Raw genomic sequence first — 20,898 nt, 5'->3', positions numbered from 1 at the left:
GGGCCGGGGCGGGGCCGGGCGGGGTCACGGACATGTGCCGGGCCCCGCCGGGGCCGGACCCCGGCCCTGCTCACGCCGGGGTGTTCTGGCAGGATGTGTCGCGTGTCGCTGCCGCTCCCGAGGGCGGTCGGGTGCCGAATGCGTGACCCGATGACACAGAAGCCGCCGAGCGGGGTACGTACGTTCGCATGACGCCCTCTGCCACCTACCGGCTCCAGCTCCAGCCGGACTTCCCCTTCGCCGCCGCCGCCAAGGCGGTTCCGTACGTGGCCGCGCTCGGGGTCTCGCATCTGCATCTCTCGCCGGTGCTGGAGGCCGTGCCGGGCTCGACCCACGGTTACGACGTCGTCGACCACTCACGGGTACGAGCCGAGCTCGGGGGCGAGGAGGGCCTGCGGAAGCTGGCCGAACGGGCGCGCGAGTACGGGCTGGGGATCGTTCTCGACATCGTGCCGAACCATATGGCGGCCGTGCCGTCGGAGAACCGGGCCTTGTGGGAGGTGCTGCGGGAGGGGCCGGCGTCCCCGTTCGCCCGGTGGTTCGACATCGACTGGGAGGCGGGCGGCGGGAAGCTGCTGCTGCCCGTGCTGCCGGGGCCTGTCGGCGGTGAGATCGGCGAACTGCGGGTCGCGGACGGCATGCTGCACCACGGCGAGCTGCGTCTCCCGCTGGCCGCCGGCACGGAGGAGCTGCCGCTGCCCGAGCTCCTCGACGCCCAGCACTACCGGCCCGCGTGGTGGCGGCTGGGCCGCACCGAGCTCAACTACCGGCGTTTCTTCACCATCTCCGAGCTGATCGGGGTCCGGGTGGAGGACCCGGAGGTCTTCGCCGCGACGCACGCGAAGATCCTCGAACTCGTACGGGACGGGGTCGTCGACGGTCTGCGGGTCGACCACCCGGACGGTCTCGCCGACCCGGAGGAGTATCTGCGGCGGCTCAACGAGGCCACGGGCGGGGCCTGTTGGACGGTCGTGGAGAAGATCCTCACCGGTGACGAGCCGCTGCCCGCGAACTGGCCGGTGGCCGGGACGACGGGGTACGACGCGCTGCGCCACATCGACGGACTCTTCACCGATCCGGTCGGCGCCGACGAACTGGCGCACCGTTTCCGGGACTTCACCGGGCCCGCCGGGGACCGGGGCGGCTACTGGGAAGCGACCGTGCGGCGCGCGATGTACAAGGTCGTCATCGACGAACTGGCCGCCGAGACCTCGGCGCTGGCCCGGATCGCGGAGCGGATCTGCGCCTCGGACGCCGCGCTGCGCGACCACGCGCCGTGGGCGCTGCGGACGGCGATCCGGGAGCTGCTGGTACGGGTGCCGGTCTACCGGCCCTACGCGGTCGCGGGCGGGCCCTGCCGGGAGTCCGACGAGGCGGCGGTCTCGGAGGAGGCGGCGCGGCAGGCGAAGGCCGCTTTCGCCGTGCCGGAGGAGGCGGCGGCCGTCGACGTCGTACGGGAGCTGGCGCTCGGCAGGCTGGGCGGCGGCCCTGACCGGGCGGCCTTCTGCGCGCGGTTCGCCCAGACGTCGTCCGCGCTGCGCGCCAAGGCGGTGGAGGACACGGCGTTCTACCGCCATGTGCCGCTGCTCTCGGCGAACGAGGTCGGCGGGGATCCGGGGCGGCCCGCCGTGAGTCCGGAGCGCTTCCACGACTACTGCGCGCGCCTCGCCCGCGACTGGCCGGCCACCGGCACCGTACTGACCACGCACGACACCAAGCGCAGCGCGGACGTACGGGCCAGGATCGCCGTCCTGTCGGAGAGCCCCGAACGCTGGAACGCGCTGCTGCGCCAGCTGGCGGGCGTTCCCGCGCCGGACGCCCAACTGGCCTGGCAGGCCTGGCAGACGGCCATCGGCTTCACCCCGTCGGAAGCGCCGCCCGACGGCGCCCGGATGGAGCCCGCGCTGCTCAAGGCGGTACGGGAGGCGGGGCTGCTCACCAGCTGGACCGAGCCGGACCCGGTGTACGAACAGGCGGTACGGGACTTCGTCGCGGCCGGTCCCGCGGGCCGGCCGCGCGAGGCGGTGGCCCGCCTGGGCCGTGAACTCGCCCCGTACGTACGGGCGAACACGCTGGGGGCGGCGCTGGTCCATCTCACGATGCCGGGCGTGCCGGACATCTACCAGCGGACCGAGCGGGAGTATCTGGCGCTGGTCGACCCCGACAACCGTGAACGCTTCCGTACGGGCCCGCCGGACGAGAAGACCGTACTCACGGTGGCGGCTCTGCGGCTGCGCCGCGAACGCCCCCACGCCTTCGCGGAGTCGGCCACGTACACGCCCTTGAAGGCGACCGGTCCGGCGGCGGACCACTGCACGGCGTTCTCCCGGTCGGGCGAGGTCATCTCGGCGGTCACGAGGCTGTCGCTGCGGCTGGCGGCGTCGGGCGGCTGGTCGGGCACGGTGCTGGAACTCCCCGCCGGCCGCTGGACGGACGCGCTGTCGCCGGACCGGGAGTTCCCCGGCGGGCCGATCTCCCTGACGGAGCTGCTCTCGGCGAGTCCGGTGGCGCTCCTGTCGCGCCGCGAGTAGCCCCCTCTTCCCCGGCGCGGGCCGCCGACGCCCGTCACACGGGAGGCGGGTACTCGTCCTCCGGGTACTCCTCCATCAGCTCCCGTACGTCCACGTCCGGCGACAGCCGCCCGAACTCCCTCAGGCGCGCGATCAGGCCCATCGCGCCGATGTCCTCCAGCAGCGCCGCCAGCGCGCGCAGGGTGAGCGCGTCGTCGCCCTCCTCGCGCAGCGTCGCCTCCATCAGCCCGCCGACCTGCTCGTACATGCCGTCCGTGTACCGCTCGCCGGCGCGGCTCAGCCTGCCCAGGACCAGACGGGCGAAGATGCCGGCCCTGCCCATGCTCAGCGAGCACTCGTACAGCTCGGGCAGGACGGCACGTACCAGCTCCGGGCGCTGCCAGCCCACGTCCATCAGCAGATGCAGCGCGGTGAGCAGGTCACCGCCGCCCGCCAGCGCGTCGCGCACCAGGGGCAGCGCGTCCGTCTCGAACAGCTCCCGCCGGGCGCCGGCCAGCTTGTCGCTCGCCTTGACGTAGGCGGCCCACGCCCGCTCCGCGTCCGTACCGGTATCGGTGTCGAACCAGCCCATGGCTCCCCCTCGTCCGCCCCGTGCGTCCTACGTCGGACCACCGGCGCACGGCGGAAGTTGCCCGCCCGAGGCGATCCGTCCGACGGGTCAGGGGGTGAGCCCCGGGGGCAGCCGGCCGTTCAGTGGGAGGCGAGTCGGAAGCTCAGCTCGCCGAAGCTCACCATGTCACCGTCGCGCACCACGACCGTCCCCGTCACCCGGCGGCCGTTGACCGTCGTGCCGTTGGTCGACCTGAGATCCCGCAGGATCCACCGCCCGCCCTGCATCCCCAGCTCGGCGTGGATGCGGGAGACGGTGTCGTGGCTGAGCCGGAGCCCGTTCATCGGATCGCGGCCGATACGGAGCGGAACCGGCCCCGGATCGGGCAGCAGCAGCTTCGGCAGTTTCTCCACCTGCCAGGCCCTGCGCAGCCGCGCGGAGAAGGCGGAGGCCCGCCCCACCGCGCCGAACACCCGTCGCGCCCAGCGGCCGTCGGTGTCCAGGTCGGCCGTGAGCACCTCCAGCTCGTCGGACCTGCGCGCGGCGAGCGCCAGGTCCATCCGGCGTATGAAGGTGTCGTGCGACAGCCTGCCCTGTGCCATCCCTTCCCTCAGGACGCCGAGCACACGGTCGCGCTCGGCGTCGGAGAGCCGCGCGGGATACGTGTGGAATTCGAACGAGGACGTCACGTCACTGATTGTCGGGCCGAGTCCGTGACGTGTCCAGAAGGGGTCCGCCACGGTGGAGCAGCGGTGACGAAATTGATTCGTACGCGCCCCGTCCGGTCGTCTACGGTGGGCGCCCCTTTCTGGAGGCGCCTTTCATGACCCGACCGGTCTTCCGTCAACTCACCGAGTCCGAAGCCCCGTTGTTCCGTTCGCTGCCCGACGCGGGGCTGGTGGGGCGGGTGCTCGGCGGAGTCGAGTACCGCACCGTCGCCGAGGGCGGCGACTACCGGCCCGAGTGGAGCTGGGTGGCCCTGCGCGACGGCGTCGTGGTGGCCCGCGCCGCGTGGTGGGGCGGGCCCGAGGACCGGGAGCCGCTCATGCTCAACTGGCTCGACATCGCGGAGGGCGAGGAGGAGACCGGCGCCGAACTGCTGCGCCGTGCGCCGTGGAACGTGGAGTACGAGCTGATCGCGCCGGCCGGCTGGCGCGAGGATCCGGCGGCCCGTGCGGCCGTCACGTCCCGGACGGATGCCGCGCGGGCCGCCGGGATGAAGCCGCTGGTCGAGCGGTTCCAGTACCGGTGGACGCCGGAGACGGGGCTGCCGGAGCGGCCGGGCCGGCTGGAGTTCCGGCCCGAGCCCGACGACGGCGTGATCCTCGACGTGCTGCGCCGTGTCCACTCGGTCACGCTCGACGCCCACGCGCTGCGCACGATCGAGGAGTCGGGTCTGGACCGGGCCGCCCAGGAGGAGTTGGACTTCTTCCACTGGTGCCCGTCGCCGCGCGAGTGGTGGCAGCTGGCGTACGACCGGGCCGGGGAGCTGGTCGGTCTCCACGTGCCCGCGCACAACCCGTCGGGGCCCTGCGTCGGGTTCATCGGGGTCGTACCGGAGCAGCGCGGTCACGGGTACGCCCACGACCTGCTCGTCGAGTGCACGCGTGTGCTGGCCGGGACCGGGGCGGAGTTCATCGCCGCCACGACGGACCAGGGGAACTTCCCCATGGCCGCGCATTTCGCGCGCGTCGGCTACCCGGTCGTCCAGGAGCGCCTCCATCTCGTCTGACGGGAACCCCGTGGGGTGACGTGTTCACCGAATCGACGGGATCACCAGGCCTCCCGCCTGCCCTCTTGTCACCATGTCGGTGGAGAGTGCCGACGACAGAGGGGGACGAGCCGTGCAGTTCGAGGTCTGGGCACCGCGGGCGCAGGACCATGTGACACTCCGGATCGGCGATCCGGCCGGCCACGCCACCGGCGACGACGGGGGCGTCGACATCGCCATGGGCCGTGATCCGCTGCGCGAGGGCTGGTGGACCGCCGACGCCCCGGCGGGCGACGGCACGCGCTACGGCTTCGCGCTGGACGGCGGCCCCGTGCTGCCCGATCCCCGCTCCCGCCGCCAGCCGGACGGACCGGACGGACCGAGCGCCGTGGTCGACCATGCCGGGTACGACTGGTCCACACCCTGGCGGGGCCGTCCGCTGCCCGGCGCCGTCCTGTACGAGCTGCACATCGGCACCTTCACCGACGAGGGCACCCTGGACGCCGCGGCGGCCCGGCTCGCCCCGCTGGCCGCGCTCGGCATCACCCATGTCGAGCTGATGCCCGTGTGCCCCTTCCCGGGGACGCACGGCTGGGGGTACGAGGGGGTGTCGCTGTGGGCGGTGCACGAGCCGTACGGCGGCCCCGAGGCGCTGAAGCGGTTCGTCGACACGGCGCACGGGCTGGGGCTGGGCGTCGTGCTCGACGTCGTGCACAACCACCTCGGCCCGTCCGGCAACCACCTGCCCGAGTTCGGCCCGTACTTCACGGACACCCACCACACCCCCTGGGGTTCGGCCGTCAATCTGGACGCCCCCGGATCGGACGAGGTCCGCGCGTATCTGCTGGGGAGCGCGCTCGCGTGGCTGCGCGACTACCGGTTCGACGGACTGCGCCTCGACGCGGTGCACGCGCTCGCCGACACCCGCGCGCTGACCTTCCTGGAAGAGCTGTCCACCGCCGTCGACGCTCTCTCGGCGGAGCTGGGCCGGCCGCTGTTCCTGATCGCCGAGTCCGATCTGGGCGATCCCCGTACGACCACTCCGCGCCCGGAGGGCGGTCTCGGGCTGCACGCCCAGTGGAACGACGACTTCCACCACGCGCTGCACGCCGCCCTCACCGGCGAGTCGCAGGGCTACTACGCCGACTTCGCGGCCGAGCCGCTCGCCGCCGTGGCGAAGACCCTGACGCGCGCCTTCTTCCACGACGGTACGTATTCGAGTTTCCGGGGCCGTACGCACGGCCGCCCCCTCGATCCCGCGAGGACCGCCTCGTACCGCTTCCTCGGCTATACGCAGACGCACGACCAGATCGGCAACCGGGCGCTCGGCGACCGGCTGTCGGCGACCCTCTCCCCCGGTCTGCTGGCGTGCGCCGCCGCGCTCGTGCTCACCGGCCCCTTCACGCCGATGCTCTTCATGGGCGAGGAGTGGGGTGCCAGGACGCCCTGGCAGTTCTTCACCGACCACCAGGACCCGGAGCTCGCGGAGGCCGTACGCAACGGCAGGCGGCGGGAGTTCGCGGCGCACGGCTGGGCGGCGGAGTCGATTCCCGACCCGCAGGACCCGGCGACGCGCGACCGCTCGTGCCTGGACAGGACGGAGGCGGCCCGTGAGCCGCACGCGCGCCTGCTGGCCTGGTACCGCGACCTGATCGCCCTGCGCCACAGCCATCCGGATCTGTCGGACCCGGACCTGGCGACGGTCAAGGTGGCGTACGACGAGGGGGCGCGCTGGCTCGCGTACCGGCGCGGCGATGTACGGGTCGCCCTGAATCTATCCGCGACGCCGGCCGAGATCCCGCTCGGGGGCCGGGGCGGGCAGGTGCTGGTGGCCTGGGACCCGGTGGAGGCGCCCGGCCCGGACGGGGTGCTGCGGCTGGCGCCCGAGTCGTGCGCGGTGCTCGCGGGCGGCTGAGCCCCCGCCCCGGGGCGGACCGGCGAAATCAGCGGAGAGTGAAACCGTGCCCGTTCGTGTGCGCTCGAACGTCTAGCGTCTGGACCATGAAGCAGCGAACTCTCGGTAGGACAGGACTCCACGTCAGCGAACTCTGTCTCGGCACGATGACCTTCTCCAAGGACGACGAGGCCGGCGCGCACCGGATACTCGACACCTTCACGGAGGCCGGCGGCACCTTCCTGGACACGGCGGACGCCTACGGCCTCGGCGTCTCGGAGGAGGTCCTCGGCGGCTGGCTGAAGGGGCGCGAGCGCGACGGGCTCGTCATAGCGACGAAGGTCGCCCTCCCGATGGGCGAGGGGCCCAACGAGACCGGCCTGAGCCGCAAGCACGTCATCGCGTCGGTGGAGGCGAGCCTGCGGCGGCTCGGCACCGACTACATCGACCTCTACCAGACGCATGTCTGGGACGTGAGGACTCCGATCGAGGAAACCCTCGGCACGCTCGACACCCTCGTGAAGGCGGGCAAGGTCCGCTACCTGGGCGCGAGCAACGTCTCGCCCGGCCAGCTCCAGCGGGCGCTCGACGTCTCCGACCGGCGGGGCTGGGAGCGTTACGTCTGCCTCCAGCCGATCTACAACCTGCTGGCGCGCGAGGTGGAGTGGGAGCTGCTGCCGCAGAGCGAGGCGGCCGGGGTCGGTGTGATCCCCTACAGCCCGCTCCAGGGCGGCTGGCTGACCGGCAAGTACCAGCGGGGCATGACGTCGGTCCCGGCCGGCAGCCGGGAGTCGCGCGGCGACGGCGAGAGCTGGCGGGAGCGGGACAACGAGGAGACCTGGCGGGTCGTGGAGACCGTCCAGGCGGTCGCCGCCGAGGCGGACCGCACACCGTCCCAGGTGGCCCTGCGCTGGCTGCTGGACCGGCCGGGAGTCACGGCCCCGATCATCGGCGCGCGGACGCTGGAGCAGCTGACGGACAACCTGGGCGCGGTGGGCTGGGAGTTGACGCCCGATCAGACGGCCCGCCTGGACGAGGCGAGCGCGCGCCCGCTGCCGTACCCGTACGACGTGCTCTCGCACTTCAGCTGAGCGGGCCGGGCAAAGGGGCCGGGGCGGACGCATGCATTCAGGTGTATTCGGCGTGGATGTCCCGATATTGGGAGTTGGTGATCTTCATACTGACAGCAGCTCGGTCAGAGTCCATCTGAGAAAGGCAGCTTCCATGCGTCGTCGGATCACCACCATCCTGCTCGGGACCTTCGCCCTCGTCACCGCCCTCGCCGCTCCCGCCTCCGCGATCGGCATCGACCTGGGCGGCGGCCTCACCCTCTGAGCCCCCGCGTGACGCGGCCCGCCACCGAGAACGACGCGTACGAGCTCGGACGGGCGCGGCCTTCACAGAGACACGAGGCAGGCCCGGCCGGGGCAACCCCGGCCGGGCCTTTCGCGCTCCCGCTCGCGCGCACGGGGGTGATCGGGGACGCCCTCTCCGCCGGGCGCTACAGCAGCTGCTGAAGGCCGAGGTTGTTGATCAGAGGGCCCTCGATCGTGAGCCCGTCCTTGAGGAGGGCCTCGGCGGCGGGGGGCACGACCGGGGTGGGGTTGACTGTTGCCTGGGCCGGGGCGGCGTACGCGACGGCCAGGGCGACCGTTGCGTACACGAGGACGGCGAGACGACGACGCATCGCTGGCTCCTTTCAGGGGCGGGGAGAATCGCGATGATCAACGCCGGATCCGCTCATCGGTCACTGATCGTCCGGCGTCCCGACGAGGGACTTCACCGAGATGCGCCGATCCGGTCGCGGGCGGCGCCGCGGCGGCTCGGGAGCGGGGCCGCTACGCCGGTCCGTCCTCGTCCGGGCCCCCCGGTGCGACCAGTCGCTCCAGCAGCTCCTGGAAGTCGTCGCCGACCACGATGCGCAGCCCGGCCGCCTCGGCGTTCCCCTCGTCCTTGTCGCTGAGCTGCGTCAGGGTCCCGTCGCGCCACCAGTAGACGTACGGGGAGATCGCGCCGGGCGTGTCCTCGAAGCCGGACGCGGCGAACGAGGCCATGGCGTTCAGCGACGGGATGAGGCTGGAGTCACGTATGACATGGAAGGCGAGCTGGTGGCGGAACGGGAACGCCACCAGCGCCCCGTCCGTGCCGAGTTGCCGCCCGGTGACCTGGCGCACCAGGCTGTCCAGCGCCAGGACGCGGCTCGCGGTGTAGAACGAGTCGCCCATGATGACCTCGAACCGCATTCCCCCCGCGTCCTTGACCGTCTCCCGTCCCTCGACGGGCAGTTGGCGCAGATTGCCGAGCGCCTGCGCCCGCAACTCGTGCAGCGGGCCGAGCGGTTCCAGCGCCTCGTCGGTGAGCATCATGACGCTCTCCGGGAGGTCGAGCGCGAGGATCTCGTACAGCCCCGGGGCGACGGAGCGCGCGTAGGCGAAGGCCTGCGCGTCGAGGCTGTCGCCGCTGATCACCCGGGGGTAGAGCTGCGCCCGGATCTGCGCCGGCGACAGCGTGTCGAGGGCCGACGGGCCGTCCATGGTCCGCAGCACCATCCCGGCGTGCTGGCGGACGAGTTCGCCCCAGACGCGGGCGCCGCGGTCGTCGTTGTGGCAGACGGCGGCGAGGTTGGAGAGTCCGAACTGACGGCCGGCGCTGTCGGTCACCAGGTCCGAGTAGACGGTGACCTCCAGACCCCGCTCGGCGAACGCCTCACGTACCTGGCTCCGGAAAAGCGCGGCCTCGGCGGTCGAGAAGAAGGTGAATTCGGGGTCGCGAGGCATCTCGCGCCCGTCTCGTTTCGGCCCACGTCTGAACAACCCCACGGTCGTCCGCCTCCCCATGATCGCGCTCGGCTTCGCGCCCCGGTCCCCGTTACCCCTGTGATCGTCACGTGCGTCGAACGTTCGATGGTAGGCCCTCGTGGGCCACCCATGTCCGTTCGGGGGCGTACGGTGCGGATCAGCCAGGTCCGGCTGTGACCGGAATCACCAGGTCCGCGCGGTGCCCGCCGCGCGCGACCAGCCGCGCGTTGGCCTCGTCGGAGTCCCTGACCCAGCGTTCGGCGTACGCGCGCTCCTTGCCGAAGCGCACATGCCGGTCGACCAGACGCCGTACGCGCACGGCGGGGTCGAGCTCCAGGAACCACGCCTCGTCGACGAGCGCGCGGACCGCCGCCCACGCGCCGTCGTCGTGCAGCAGGTAGTTGCCCTCGGTGATGACGAGCGGCACCTCGGGCCCCACCGGGATGCTGCCCGCCACGGCCTCCTCAAGAGCCCGGTCGAAGGCGGGCGCGTACACGACGACCCCCGGCTCGGGCGCCCGCAGCCGGGCGAGCAGCGCCGCGTATCCAACGGCGTCGAAGGTGTCGGGCGCGCCCTTGCGGTCGGCGCGGCCCAGCCGGCGCAGCTCGGCCTGGGCGAGATGGAAGCCGTCCATGGGGACGAGTACGGCGCTCCCGCCGAGCCCCGCGACGAGTTCGGCCGCGAGCGTCGACTTGCCGGCGCCCGGCGCGCCCGCGATGCCGAGGATCCGGCGTCGGCCGGTGGCGGCGAGCTGCCGGGCGCGGTGGGTGAGTGCGTCGAGCTGCCGCGCGTCCATGGCGGCATTGTTCCATCCGGGCGGGTCCGGGCCGGACGGCCGTCCGGGCCCGCCGGCGGACTCCCTTGCCGTCGGGGTCCCCTGCCGCCGGGCTTTCTTGCCGCCGGGCTTTCTTGCCGCTCGACCGATCATACGTATAACGTCTCCGACCATGCCCTCCATCGCCCTGGTCACCCTCGTCGTCCGCGACTACGACGAGGCGATCGCCTTCTACACCGGCCCGCTCGGCTTCGAGCTGATCGAGGACACCGATCGCGGCGACGGCTCCCGCTGGGTGGTCGTACGGCCGCGCGGCGGCGCCGCCGCGCTCCTGCTGGCCCGCGCGGCCGACGACGCCCAGCGGGCGAGCGTCGGCGCGCAGACCGGCGGCCGGGTCGGGTTCTTCCTGCACACGGACGACTTCGCACGCGACCACGCCCGGATGTCGGCGGCGGGGGTGCGCTTCCTGGAGGAGCCCCGGCGGGAGCCGTACGGCACGGTGGCGGTCTTCGAGGACCTGTACGGCAACGGCTGGGACCTCCTCCAGCCGGCGGCGCCCCAGGGCGTGTCCTGAACGTCCCGTCCGGCTGACGACGCCTGGCACACCCGCGCGGGGCGTTGCCGGGGTCGTCAGGGGCGGTCCGGGCCCGTGAAGCTCCGCCGGACGGGGCCTAGTTGCCCGGCAGCGGGAAGGCGACCGGGCTCTTCCTGCCGTCCCGGTCGACCGCCCGTACGCCGAAGAAGACGTTGTCCTTGGACAGGTCCACCGTGTGCGTGGTCGTGAGGCCGACCTTGATCACATGCGTCCACTCGGAGTCCGTCGTCTCGCGCCACACCACCTCGTAGCCCGCCAGGCCGGGCTCCGTGCCCAGCGCCCACTTCAGCTCGGTGTCGTTGGTGAGGTTGCTCGTGACGATCCGCGCCTCGCGCGGTGTGCCGGGCGCCTGCGCCAGGGTCCACAGCACCGCGCCGTTGACCCGGGTGACCCGCGCGATGTAGTCGAAGTCGCAGAACTCGGGCAGGTCGCCGTACTGCTTGCCGTCCTCGACCCGTACGTCCTGGTGCTGGTGTGCGAAGTCCTCGGCGGGTTCGGTGAACCGGGCCGCCGGATAGCCCTGTTCGAGGAAGGGGATGTGGTCGCCGCCCCGCAGATAGCGGTCGCGCCGGTAGACGACACGTACGTTCATGTCCGTCGCGTCGTTCGACCCGACGTCGCTGACGAAGCGGGCGAGCTGGCGGGTCGCCGAGTCGTTCTCGCCGCCGATCGAACGGCGGGTGCTGGCCTGCTGCGGGGTCTCGGACGACGGCACGCCCTCGGTGAAGAGCCGCACCGTGTGCGGGTCGCGCGTGCCGTCGTCGGCGCGCGAGCTGCCGATGATGTCGTTGGTGAACATGCCCTGGATGTCGGCGCCGGCCGCCTTGAACTGCTTGGCCGCGTACCCCGATCCGTACAGGCCCTGCTCCTCACCGGCGACCGCGAGGAAGACGATCGTCGCCGCCGGCCGCCGCTTCGCCATCACGCGCGCCAGCTCCATCACGAGCGCGACGCCCGACGCGTCGTCGTCGGCCCCGGGCGCGTCGCTGGTGGCGTCCATGACATCGGTGACCCGCGAGTCGTAATGCCCGGCGACGACGTACACGCGGTCGGGATCGACCGAACCGCGCAGTGTGGCGACGACGTTGGTGATCCGCGTCGCCACGGGGATGCGGGACGCGGGCTCCTGTATGTACGACTGGAGCTCGGCGGTCATCCGGCCGCCGGAGACCGCCGCGTACTTCTTCATCTCGGCCAGGATCCAGTCCCGCGCGGCGCCTATCCCCCGCTCGGGGTCGTCCTGCACGGAGAGCGTGTGCCGGGTGCCGAACGCGGCGAGCCGCCGTACGGTCGCCTCGATACGGTCCGCGTCGATCTCCTTGAGCAGTTTGCGCAACTCCCGGTCGGGCGCCTGCGCGGTGGCGGGCCGGCCGCCGTTCCCCCGGCCGGGACCCCCGGTCGCGGCGGCGGCCTGCCCGGCGGAGGCGATCAGGGGCACGCCCGCGGCCGTGACGGCGGCCGAGGCGAGGACGGTCCTTCTACGCGGCATTCCAGCGGACTGCTCAGGCATGGAAAATCCCTTCCGAGGCGGTAACCGGCGGCCTAATCGTCATGGACAGGCCAACCCCACACAAGGCCGCGCCACCCGAAGATCCGCTCGGCGCGGGAGGACACGAGGACACGACGACGGCCCGGTGACCGAAGTCCGGTCACCGGGCCGTGTCATTCGCGCTCGGGTGTGATCAGGCCGCGTCGGGAGTCAGCCGCAGGGAGATCGAGTTGATGCAGTAGCGCTGGTCCGTCGGTGTCGGGTATCCCTCGCCCTCGAAGACGTGGCCCAGATGGGATCCGCAGCGGGAGCAGCGGACCTCGGTGCGGACCATGCCCATCGAGCTGTCCTCGATCAGTTCGACCGCGTCGCTGTCCTTCGGGTCGTAGAAGGACGGCCAGCCGCAGTGGGACTCGAACTTCGTGTCGGAGCGGAACAGCTCCGCGCCGCACGCGCGACAGGAGTAGACGCCCTCCGTCTTGGTGTCCGTGTACTCACCGACGAACGCGGGCTCGGTGCCGGCCTGGCGCAGTACCCGGTACTCGGCCGGGGACAGCTCCTCGCGCCACTGCTCGTCGGGCTTGTCGATGTCGTACGCCATGACTTCTTCCTCTCCAGCGCCTCAGTGGGACAGGCGGGCCAGAATGTCCGGACCGAGGTCCGTGACGTCCCCCGCCCCCATGGTGAGAACGAGATCCCGGGGCTTCGCCATTCCCGCCACGGCCTCGGCCACCGCTCCCTTGTCGTGCACGGCCCCGACGTCCGCGCCCGCCCGCTCCGCCGCCTCGATGATCAGCGCGCTCGTGACGCCGGGGATCGGGTCCTCGCGGGCCGGATAGATGTCCAGGACCAGCGAGGCGTCGGCCAGGGCGAGCGCCTGGCCCATCTCCGTACCCAGCTCCTGTGTACGCGAGAAGAGGTGCGGCTGGAAGACGACGAGCAGCCGGGAGCCGGGCTCGGCGGCGGCGCGCATCGCCTCCAGGTCGGCGGTCATCTCGGTGGGGTGGTGCGCGTACGAGTCGATGACCTGGACACCGTTCACCTCGCCCTTGAGCTGGAGCCGGCGCTTGACGCCGGTGTACTTGCCGAGCGCGGAGGCGAGGTTGTGCGCGGGGATGCCGAGCGCGACACCCGCGGCGAGGGCGGCCACCGCGTTGTGGGCGTAGTGGCGGCCGGGGACCGAGACGGTGAAGGTGAGGAAGCGGCCGGCCAGGACGACGGTGACCTCGCTGGTCAGACCCCGGGGGGTGACCTTGTGGACGCGTACGTCGGCGTCCGCCGCCTCGCCGTAGGTGACGACCTTTACCGTGGAGAGGTCTCGCACCTTCGCGGTCAGCTCGACCGCGCCGGGCTGATCGGCGGCGATCACCAGCGTGCCGCCGGGGACGATCTTGCCGACGAACGTCTCGAAGGACTCGTAGATCTCGTCCATGGAGGCGTAGTTGGCGTGATGGTCCAGCTCGACGTTGAGGACGATCGCGACGTCGGGGTCGTACTTCTGGAAGCTCCGGTCGCTCTCGTCCGCCTCGGCGACGAAGATGTCCCCCTCTCCGTGGCGGGCGTTGGTCCCGGGCCCCTCCAGATCGCCGCCGATGGCGTACGACGGGTCGAGGCCCAGCTCCGTGAGGGCGACGGCCAGCATGGAGGTCGTCGTCGTCTTGCCGTGCGTGCCGGCGACGGCGATGGACCGCAGACCGCCGCCCATGAGGGCCGCGAGCGCGTCGGAGCGGTGGACGACCGGGACGGACAGCTCGGCGGCCCGTACCAGCTCCGGGTTGTCCGCCCGGATCGCGCTGGAGACGACCACGCAGGAGGCGTCGTCGGCGAGGTGCTCCGCCGCATGGCCGATGTGGACCGTGGCGCCGAGGGCACGCAGGGCCTCGGCGGTGCCGGACTCCTTCGAGTCACTGCCCGCGACCTTGGCACCGCGCTGGGTGAGGATCTTGGCGATACCCGACATTCCGGCGCCGCCGATGCCGATGAAGTGCGGCCGTTCCATGGCGGTGGGGATACCGGGTGCCATACGTGTTCTCCCAGGTGGTGCGGCGAGGGTGCGGGTCTTCGACGGCCGACGGCGGGGCCGGCGGCGCTCCCCCAGCCTATTCGTTCCGGCCCGCCCCCTCGGCCTCCCCTTCGGTCCCGCCGCGGGCGCCGTCGCCGTTCCGCACGCCGGCCGCGCTGTCGTCGTCGGCGCTGTGCGCGAAGAGCTTGAGCACCGGAACGCCGACCTTGTGACGTGCGCGCGAGGCCCAGTCCCGGTGGAAGAACTCCTCCACGTAGTGCGGCTCGGTGAGCACGATCACCTCGTCGGCGGCGGCCTCCTCCACCACGGACCTGAGGTGGTCGAGCGGGTGCTTCTCGACCACCACCCCGTTGGCCGTGCGGCCCGCGGCTCTCAGCGCTCCCAGCGAGTGGGCCAGCGCCATCTCGGCGGGCCCGCGCGCCTCGGCGCCCTCGGGCTCGTCGCCTTCGCGGCCGGCCTCTCTCAACTCGCCGAAGGCGACGTCGTCGATGGCGCGCAGCAGCGCGTCGACCTGGTCGCCGCGGGGCTGCATGAGCACGATGAAGCGGACGTCCTCGTCGCCGTGGAGCGTGGTGACAAATTCGACGTCCACGGACGACAGGGGCTTCTCGATCATCAATACGCTTGTGAACACGACAGGCGCCCTTCGTCGTTCAGGGGCCGGTTCGGCCCGCTGCGGAAACCATCCTTCCCCGTGTCCGCACGGGGTCTGCGTGAGTAAGTGTGCCCAGCGGAAGCTAACCGGAACGGCGAATTCCGCTCAATGTCGGATCCGACGGTATCGGGTGAAAAGGAACCCGCCCTCCTCCAGCAGGGACGCCAGGCCGTAGCGCTGGGGGTCCGGGAGTCCCGGTCCGCCGGTGATGCGCTGGGCGTTGCCGACGGTGAGCAGGGGCGCGACCGTCAGACAGAGTTCGTCCAGCACTCCGGCCGCCACGAACTGGCCGAGCAGCCGGGGTCCGCCCTCGGCGAGCTGCCGTACGAGACCCATTTCCGCCAGGGCTCCGACCGCCCGGGCGGGGTCGACGCCCGGCCCGTCCCCGGCGACCACCACCCGCGCGCCCGCCTTGTACGCCTCCCGGATCCGGTCGGGCGACGCGGCGGCGCCGGTCAGGACCAGGGTCTTCACCAGGGGCTCGGTGAAGAGGGGGAGGGAGAAGTCGAGATCCAGGCTCGCGCTGACGACCGCGATGGCGGGCGCGGCGGTCTGCCCGGCGGCGGCGCGCCGCTCGGCGAACGCGTCGCGGGCGCGGGCGGGGCGGTACTCCTCCAGACGAACCGTTTCCGCGCCCACGAGGACGACATCGGCGAGCCCGCGCAGGGTTCCGAAGATCCGCATGTCGGCCGCGGACGAGATCGCCTGCGAGCGCCCCTCGTGCTGGGCGGCGCCGTCGAGTGTGGAGACCATGTTGCCGCGCAGCCAGCGCGGGGCGTCCGTCGTGACCGTCGGGTACGCGTACGCGTCGGCCAGCTCGTCCAGTGTCCACTCGCGGTCCACGAGGTCCGGGCGGTCCTCGGGACGGGCGGCGGTCGCGGGCGCGGTCGGATCGATCACGGGGAGGAGGCGTCGCATGCGCAGCAGTCTGACACGCGCGGTCGCACGCCGTCGGTCGCCGCGTGCCCCGCACGCCGGTCCGCCCGGGTGTCCGATCCCCGGGCGCCGGGCGGGCGGGTTCATGTGCTCGATTCTCGCCCCGCCACTCGACACGGACGCCCGCTGGCGCGCCCGGCGGACGGGACCGCCCGCGTGCCAACCCGCGGATACGCCCCCGCCTCCGGTCGGCCGGCGGATCGTGTGGGTCGTGCACGCTCTAGAGTTGGGCATCGTGTCTGTCTCCCCCGCCGAACCGGCGTCCACCTCCGCGAGCGGGCCCGTCTCGCTCTGCGCGCGGGAGCCGAGGGTCGCGGCTGAGCGGTTGGTCGCCGAGATGGTTCCGCCGCCGCGCTTCGACTCGGTGCGTTTCGCCACGTACGTGCCCGATCCGAACCGGCCCAGCCAGGCCGAGGCCGTCGCCGTACTGGGCGACTTCGCCGCCGGACTCGGCGAGGCGGGGGCGCGAACGGGAGCGGGAGCGGGCAGGCGGCGCTGGTTCGGCAGGAAGCCCCGGGCCACCGCCGCCGGCCCTCGTGGCGTCTATCTCGACGGCGGTTACGGCGTCGGCAAGACCCACCTCCTCGCCTCCCTCTGGCACGCCACCCCGGCCCCTCCCGAGGAGAAGGCGTTCGGCACCTTCGTGGAGCTGACGAATCTCGTCGGCGCGCTCGGTTTCCAGCAGACCGTAAAAACCCTCGGCGGCCACCGGCTGCTCTGCATCGACGAGTTCGAGCTGGACGACCCGGGCGACACCGTCCTCGTGTCCAGCCTGCTGAGCCGGCTCGTGGAGGCGGGCGTCGCGCTCGCCGCGACCTCCAACACGCTCCCCGGCAGGCTCGGCGAGGGCCGCTTCGCCGCCGTGGACTTCATGCGGGAGATCCAGGGGCTCTCCGCGCGCTTCCGCCCCTTGCGTATCGACGGCGAGGACTACCGGCACCGGGGACTGCCCGAGGCTCCCGCCCCGCTCACCACCGAGCAGGTGACACGCGCCGCGCGGGCGGCCGGGGCGGGTGCCAAAGCCGGAGCCGAGGCGGCCGGGGCGGCAGCCGGAGCCGTCAGCCTGGACGACTTCTCCGCTCTCCTCGCCCACCTCGCCACCGTCCACCCCAGCCGCTACGGCGCGCTGACGGAGGGTCTGCGGCTCGCCTGCTTCACCGACGTGGTCCCGGTGCCCGACCAGTCGACGGCGCTGCGCCTCGTCGTCCTGGCCGACCGGCTGTACGACAGGGAGATACCGGTTCTCGCCTCCGGTGCGCCCTTCGACCGGCTTTTCAGCGAAGAAATGTTGAACGGCGGCTACCGGAAGAAGTACTTCCGCGCGATCTCCCGTCTCACTGCCCTGGCACGCGACGCGAAGAGACCGCTCGCCGAGTAAGTTCGGTGCCGTAACGATGTGCGGTGCGCGAGTAACGTTCGATCAGCTCTCGCGTGCCCGATACAGAAGGGTTCCACCACCATGGCTACCACGCGCCAGGCACACACCGTCTGGGAAGGCGACCTCCTCAAGGGCAGTGGCGTCGTCACCTTCGACTCCTCCGGTATCGCCGACCAGCCGGTTTCCTGGGCCTCCCGCGCCGAGCAGGCCAACGGCAAGACCAGCCCGGAGGAGCTCATCGCCGCCGCTCACTCCAGCTGCTTCTCGATGGCCCTGTCCAACGGCCTCGCCAAGGCCGGCACCCCGCCGACCAAGCTGAACACCCAGGCCGACGTCACGCTGACGCCCGGCACCGGCATCACCGGCATCCACATCACGGTGCAGGGTGAGGTCGCGGGTATCGACGAGGCGGACTTCGTCAAGGCCGCCGAGGACGCGAAGGCCAACTGCCCGGTCAGCCAGGCGCTCGCGGGCACGAGCATCACGCTCACCGCCTCGCTCGCCTGATCCGCTGATCCGCTGATCCCTCAGGACACATAAGGCCCAGTGGCCCGCACGGTTCACGTGTGTACTACACCCGTGATACACCGTGCGGGTCACGTCTCTGTCCGCCAACAGGGAGTAGCTGCCTCATGTCCGCAACACGACGTCAAGTTCTCGCCACCGGCGCATCGGTGGCCGGAATCGCATTCACCGGGGCGGTGTCGGAGCTCTTCGCCGGCACCGCCACCGCGCAAGAGATGGGGCGCCGGGGCTACGGCCCCCTCGTACCCGACCCCCGCGGTCTGCTCGACCTGCCGGAGGGTTTCCGTTACCGCGTCCTGTCCCGCACGGGCGACGCGCTCCGTTCGGGCGAGGGCGAGGTGCCCGGCAACCCGGACGGTATGGCCGCCTTCGCCGGCCCCCACGGACGCGTCCGTCTCGTCCGCAACCACGAGAACCGGGCCGACGGCAAGATCGGCGTACCGACCGTCGACGGCCTGACCTACGACCCGATGGGCAAGGGCGGCTGTACGGCGCTCGAACTCGACGGCCGTAACCATGTACTCGGCGAACGCGTCGCCATCGCCGGCACCGCCGTCAACTGCGCGGGCGGGCCCACCCCTTGGGGCACCTGGCTCACCTGCGAGGAGACCGAGGACAAGGCCGGCACCAACGGCTACACCAAAGACCACGGCTTCGTCTTCGAGGTCGACGGCGCCGACCCGCACCGCAGCGGAGCCGTACCGCTGAAGGCGATGGGCCGCTTCCAGCACGAGGCGGTCGCGATCGATCCGCGTGAGGGCGTCGTGTACGAGACGGAGGACGCGTTCGAGAGGCCGTTCGGTCTCTTCTACCGCTTCCTGCCCGAGAAGCCGCTCGGCAGCCTGGGCTCGCTGCGCGCGGGCGGCACGCTGGAGGCGATGCGCGTCCCCGGCGTACCCGACCTGTCGGCCGTCCAGGAGCCGGGCACGGTCTTCGACCGTATCGAGTGGGTGCCGGTCCCCGACACGCAGGCGAAGGAGACACCGATCCGCCTCCAGGACTTCGGCGGGAAGGGCATCACCCACGCCCAGAAGCTGGAGGGCTGCTACTGGGGCGGCCGGTCCGTCTACTTCGTGTCGAGCTTCGCCAAGAGCGCGGAGGGCTCGGCGGCCGACCACTTCGGACAGGTGTGGAGATACGAACCGGGGCGTCGCCGGCTCACGCTGGTGGTCGCCTTCGGCCCGGACACCGACATCCAGCTGCCCGGCGAGTCCCCGGACAACATCTGCCTCGCGCCCAGCGGCGGTCTGATGGTGTGCGAGGACGGCGGTGGCGCGCAGCACGTGTTCGGGCTGACGCGGGACGGCGAGCTGTACGAGATGGCGCGCGGGGCGGAGAACATCGGGACGCCCGAGAAGCCGGAGTGGGGCGAGTTCGCGGGGGTCACCTTCGCCCCGGACGGCCGGACGATGTACGTGAACTGCTACACGCCCGGCACGACGTTCGCGATCACCGGGCCCTGGCGCTGACGCGTCCGTAGCCGGGCCGCCCCGGGTACGCCGAGTACGGGAGCGCTCGCGCGCCCCCCGCCTCCGTGAGCGCCCCGATCGCCGGACGGGCTGGAAGACAGCCCGTCCGGCGATCCGAGGACACGCGCGGCCGAGGAGCCGCGCGACGCCCTAGGCGTCTGCGGGTCAGTGGTCCTGACCGAGCTCCGCGCCGTCGTCACCGGCACCGATGCCGTCGCCCGCACCGTTGTCGTCGGCTCCGGCGCCGGCGTCACCGGCACCCTCGTCACCGGCGCCGGCGTCACCGCCCGCACCGGCGCCCGCGTCTCCGACGATCTCCGCGCCCACCGCGGCCAGCGCCGTCGAGACCGGCTGGAAGAACGTCTCGCCGCCCGACGTGCAGTCGCCGCTGCCGCCCGACGTCAGACCGATCGCGGTCCCGTCCGCCGTGAACAGCGGGCCACCGCTGTCGCCCGGCTCCGCGCAGACGTTGGTCTGGATGAGTCCGCTGACGGACCCCTCGGCGTAGTTCACGGTGGCGTTGAGCCCGGTGACCGACCCGTCCGCCAGCCCGGTGGTGCTGCCCATCCGGACGACCTCCAGGCCCACCGCGGCCTCGCCCGCCTGTCCGATCGCCAAGGTCTGCCCGTCGCCGAGGTCCACCTCGCTGGGCGCGGCGGTGGCCGGGTCGTCGTACGTCACGAGCGCGAAGTCCCCGTCGCCGGGGAACGTCGCGGCCTGGACCGTACCGACGGCCGCGCCGTTCTGCTCCTCGGACCACTGGTCGGCCCCGACACCGCAGTGCCCGGCGGTGAGGAACCCGGGTGCGCCGTCCTGTGTGGTGACGTTGAAGCCGAGCGAGCAGCGGGCTCCACCGCCGAAGATGGCGTCGCCGCCCTCCAGGAACGGTTTGAACTCGCCCGCCGACTTCTGGATACGGGCCATGCCCTCGCCCAGCGAGGCCACGGTCGACTCCAGGGTGTCCCAGCGCTCACCGGTGACCGTGGTGTCGGCCGTGACGAGGATCTGGTTGTTACGTGGGTCGACGGCCCACGCGGTGCCGGGGATGGTGGCCTCGCGGCTCAGCGTGCCGGTGGCGGAGCGGAGTTCGCCCATGCTGTTCTCGACACTTCTGGCCACCGCGCCCGCGTCGCGCACCCGCGCGGTCGCGTCGCCGCCGTCGCCCTTCCCGCTGTCCGCGACGTTCACCACGACCTGCTTCTTCTGCGTGTCGTAGTACGCCCCCGCGTACTCGTCGCCGAGCTGTGAGGACAGCCGCGCGACGAGCTCCGGCGCCGACGCGGCGCTGACCGTCCTCGCGTTCCGCGCCGACCCGTCGCCCGCGCCGTCGTCCGTGCCGGACTGTGACGCGTTGGCGTTCGGCAGCAGGATGGCCGCGGCCGCGACACCCACCGCCCCGGCACCCGCGAGTACGGCCTTGCCCTTGGATATTCGCCTGTGACTCAACTCGTCGCCTCCTGTGGGGGATTACGGAGTCCGCCCCTAGATACGGGCGGTACGGGAGTTGCGTTCAGCGGAGCGGGCGACGAGATGCGAGGGGCCGGGGGGGGCCGGGGGCGGGCCGCCCCC

18 protein-coding genes and 1 pseudogene are annotated in these 20,898 nt (G+C 72.3%); 8 read left to right on the top strand and 11 right to left on the bottom strand.

Going from position 1 to position 20,898, the window contains the following annotated elements:
* The first annotated feature begins 188 nt into the window (after positions 1–188).
* Complete coding sequence (gene treY, locus ACFWU9_RS34455) at positions 189–2,531, top strand: malto-oligosyltrehalose synthase (RefSeq protein WP_384325019.1); 2,343 nt, start codon at positions 189–191, stop codon at positions 2,529–2,531.
* 34 nt (positions 2,532–2,565) lie between these two features.
* On the opposite strand, the gene ACFWU9_RS34450 is transcribed toward treY, so the two are convergent.
* On the bottom strand, positions 2,566–3,102 hold the full coding sequence (locus tag ACFWU9_RS34450) for a hypothetical protein (protein ID WP_384325018.1): 537 nt from the start codon (positions 3,100–3,102) through the stop codon (positions 2,566–2,568).
* 119 nt (positions 3,103–3,221) lie between these two features.
* Positions 3,222–3,770 (bottom strand): DUF1707 and FHA domain-containing protein, encoded by a 549-nt coding sequence (locus ACFWU9_RS34445; protein ID WP_384325017.1) that lies wholly within the window; start codon positions 3,768–3,770, stop codon positions 3,222–3,224.
* Positions 3,771–3,904: 134 nt separating this feature from the next.
* Here ACFWU9_RS34445 and ACFWU9_RS34440 point away from each other — a divergent pair, with 134 nt between their 5' ends.
* The 3 genes from ACFWU9_RS34440 (at position 3,905) to ACFWU9_RS34430 (ending at position 7,777) form a co-directional block, all read left to right on the top strand.
* A complete protein-coding gene (locus ACFWU9_RS34440) occupies positions 3,905–4,813 on the top strand; it encodes a GNAT family N-acetyltransferase (protein ID WP_384325016.1) in 909 nt (302 codons plus the stop codon).
* Between the two features lie 112 nt (positions 4,814–4,925).
* On the top strand, positions 4,926–6,707 hold the full coding sequence (treZ, locus tag ACFWU9_RS34435; RefSeq protein ID WP_384325015.1) for a malto-oligosyltrehalose trehalohydrolase: 1,782 nt from the start codon (positions 4,926–4,928) through the stop codon (positions 6,705–6,707).
* 86 nt (positions 6,708–6,793) lie between these two features.
* Positions 6,794–7,777, top strand: coding sequence for an aldo/keto reductase (locus tag ACFWU9_RS34430; protein ID WP_384325014.1), 984 nt, complete (start codon positions 6,794–6,796; stop codon positions 7,775–7,777).
* 410 nt (positions 7,778–8,187) lie between these two features.
* Here ACFWU9_RS34430 and ACFWU9_RS34425 read toward each other — a convergent pair whose 3' ends face one another.
* The 3 genes from ACFWU9_RS34425 to ACFWU9_RS34415 form a co-directional block, all read right to left on the bottom strand.
* Positions 8,188–8,373 (bottom strand): hypothetical protein, encoded by a 186-nt coding sequence (locus ACFWU9_RS34425; RefSeq protein ID WP_384325013.1) that lies wholly within the window; start codon positions 8,371–8,373, stop codon positions 8,188–8,190.
* Between the two features lie 151 nt (positions 8,374–8,524).
* Positions 8,525–9,505 carry a hypothetical protein gene (locus ACFWU9_RS34420; protein WP_384325012.1) on the bottom strand — a complete coding sequence of 327 codons (981 nt, stop codon included), beginning with the start codon at positions 9,503–9,505 and terminating at the stop codon, positions 8,525–8,527.
* 136 nt (positions 9,506–9,641) lie between these two features.
* Complete coding sequence (locus tag ACFWU9_RS34415) at positions 9,642–10,280, bottom strand: nucleoside/nucleotide kinase family protein (RefSeq protein ID WP_384325011.1); 639 nt, start codon at positions 10,278–10,280, stop codon at positions 9,642–9,644.
* Positions 10,281–10,431: 151 nt separating this feature from the next.
* On the opposite strand from ACFWU9_RS34415, the gene ACFWU9_RS34410 reads away from it, so the two are divergent.
* Complete coding sequence (locus ACFWU9_RS34410) at positions 10,432–10,833, top strand: VOC family protein (protein ID WP_384325010.1); 402 nt, start codon at positions 10,432–10,434, stop codon at positions 10,831–10,833.
* 97 nt (positions 10,834–10,930) lie between these two features.
* Here ACFWU9_RS34410 and ACFWU9_RS34405 read toward each other — a convergent pair whose 3' ends face one another.
* The 5 genes and pseudogenes from ACFWU9_RS34405 to ACFWU9_RS34385 form a co-directional block, all read right to left on the bottom strand.
* Entirely contained in the window at positions 10,931–12,364 is a 1,434-nt protein-coding gene (locus tag ACFWU9_RS34405) for a M20/M25/M40 family metallo-hydrolase (protein ID WP_384325009.1), read from the bottom strand.
* Between the two features lie 172 nt (positions 12,365–12,536).
* On the bottom strand, positions 12,537–12,944 hold the full coding sequence (msrB, locus tag ACFWU9_RS34400; protein WP_384325008.1) for a peptide-methionine (R)-S-oxide reductase MsrB: 408 nt from the start codon (positions 12,942–12,944) through the stop codon (positions 12,537–12,539).
* A gap of 21 nt (positions 12,945–12,965) precedes the next feature.
* Positions 12,966–14,366, bottom strand: a complete 1,401-nt coding sequence (murC, locus tag ACFWU9_RS34395; RefSeq protein ID WP_384325007.1) for a UDP-N-acetylmuramate--L-alanine ligase — start codon at positions 14,364–14,366, stop codon at positions 12,966–12,968.
* Positions 14,367–14,535: 169 nt separating this feature from the next.
* Positions 14,536–15,000 (bottom strand): annotated as a pseudogene (locus tag ACFWU9_RS34390) (indole-3-glycerol phosphate synthase); the annotation flags it as partial.
* A gap of 126 nt (positions 15,001–15,126) precedes the next feature.
* The gene (locus ACFWU9_RS34385) at positions 15,127–15,939 is read right to left on the bottom strand and encodes a pyrimidine reductase family protein (protein ID WP_384325006.1); all 813 of its coding nucleotides are present in this window, start codon (positions 15,937–15,939) and stop codon (positions 15,127–15,129) included.
* Between the two features lie 253 nt (positions 15,940–16,192).
* Between ACFWU9_RS34385 and zapE the strand changes: the two genes are divergently transcribed.
* The 3 genes from zapE to ACFWU9_RS34370 all read left to right on the top strand — a co-directional run bounded on the left by zapE (position 16,193) and on the right by ACFWU9_RS34370 (position 19,329).
* On the top strand, positions 16,193–17,335 hold the full coding sequence (gene zapE, locus ACFWU9_RS34380; RefSeq protein ID WP_384325005.1) for a cell division protein ZapE: 1,143 nt from the start codon (positions 16,193–16,195) through the stop codon (positions 17,333–17,335).
* Positions 17,336–17,416: 81 nt separating this feature from the next.
* A complete protein-coding gene (locus tag ACFWU9_RS34375) occupies positions 17,417–17,842 on the top strand; it encodes an OsmC family protein (protein ID WP_384325004.1) in 426 nt (141 codons plus the stop codon).
* 125 nt (positions 17,843–17,967) lie between these two features.
* Entirely contained in the window at positions 17,968–19,329 is a 1,362-nt protein-coding gene (locus ACFWU9_RS34370) for an alkaline phosphatase PhoX (protein ID WP_384325003.1), read from the top strand.
* A gap of 165 nt (positions 19,330–19,494) precedes the next feature.
* Here the strand turns inward: ACFWU9_RS34370 and ACFWU9_RS34365 are convergent, their stop codons facing one another.
* Positions 19,495–20,775 carry a S1 family peptidase gene (locus ACFWU9_RS34365; RefSeq protein WP_384325002.1) on the bottom strand — a complete coding sequence of 427 codons (1,281 nt, stop codon included), beginning with the start codon at positions 20,773–20,775 and terminating at the stop codon, positions 19,495–19,497.
* Positions 20,776–20,898 lie beyond the last annotated feature (123 nt).

The sequence above is a fragment of the Streptomyces sp. NPDC058653 genome, assembly GCF_042716895.1.
Classification (GTDB): Bacteria; Actinomycetota; Actinomycetes; order Streptomycetales; family Streptomycetaceae; genus Streptomyces.
Note: the sequence above shows the minus strand (reverse complement) of the source record. Positions and strands in the feature narration are given on the sequence as shown.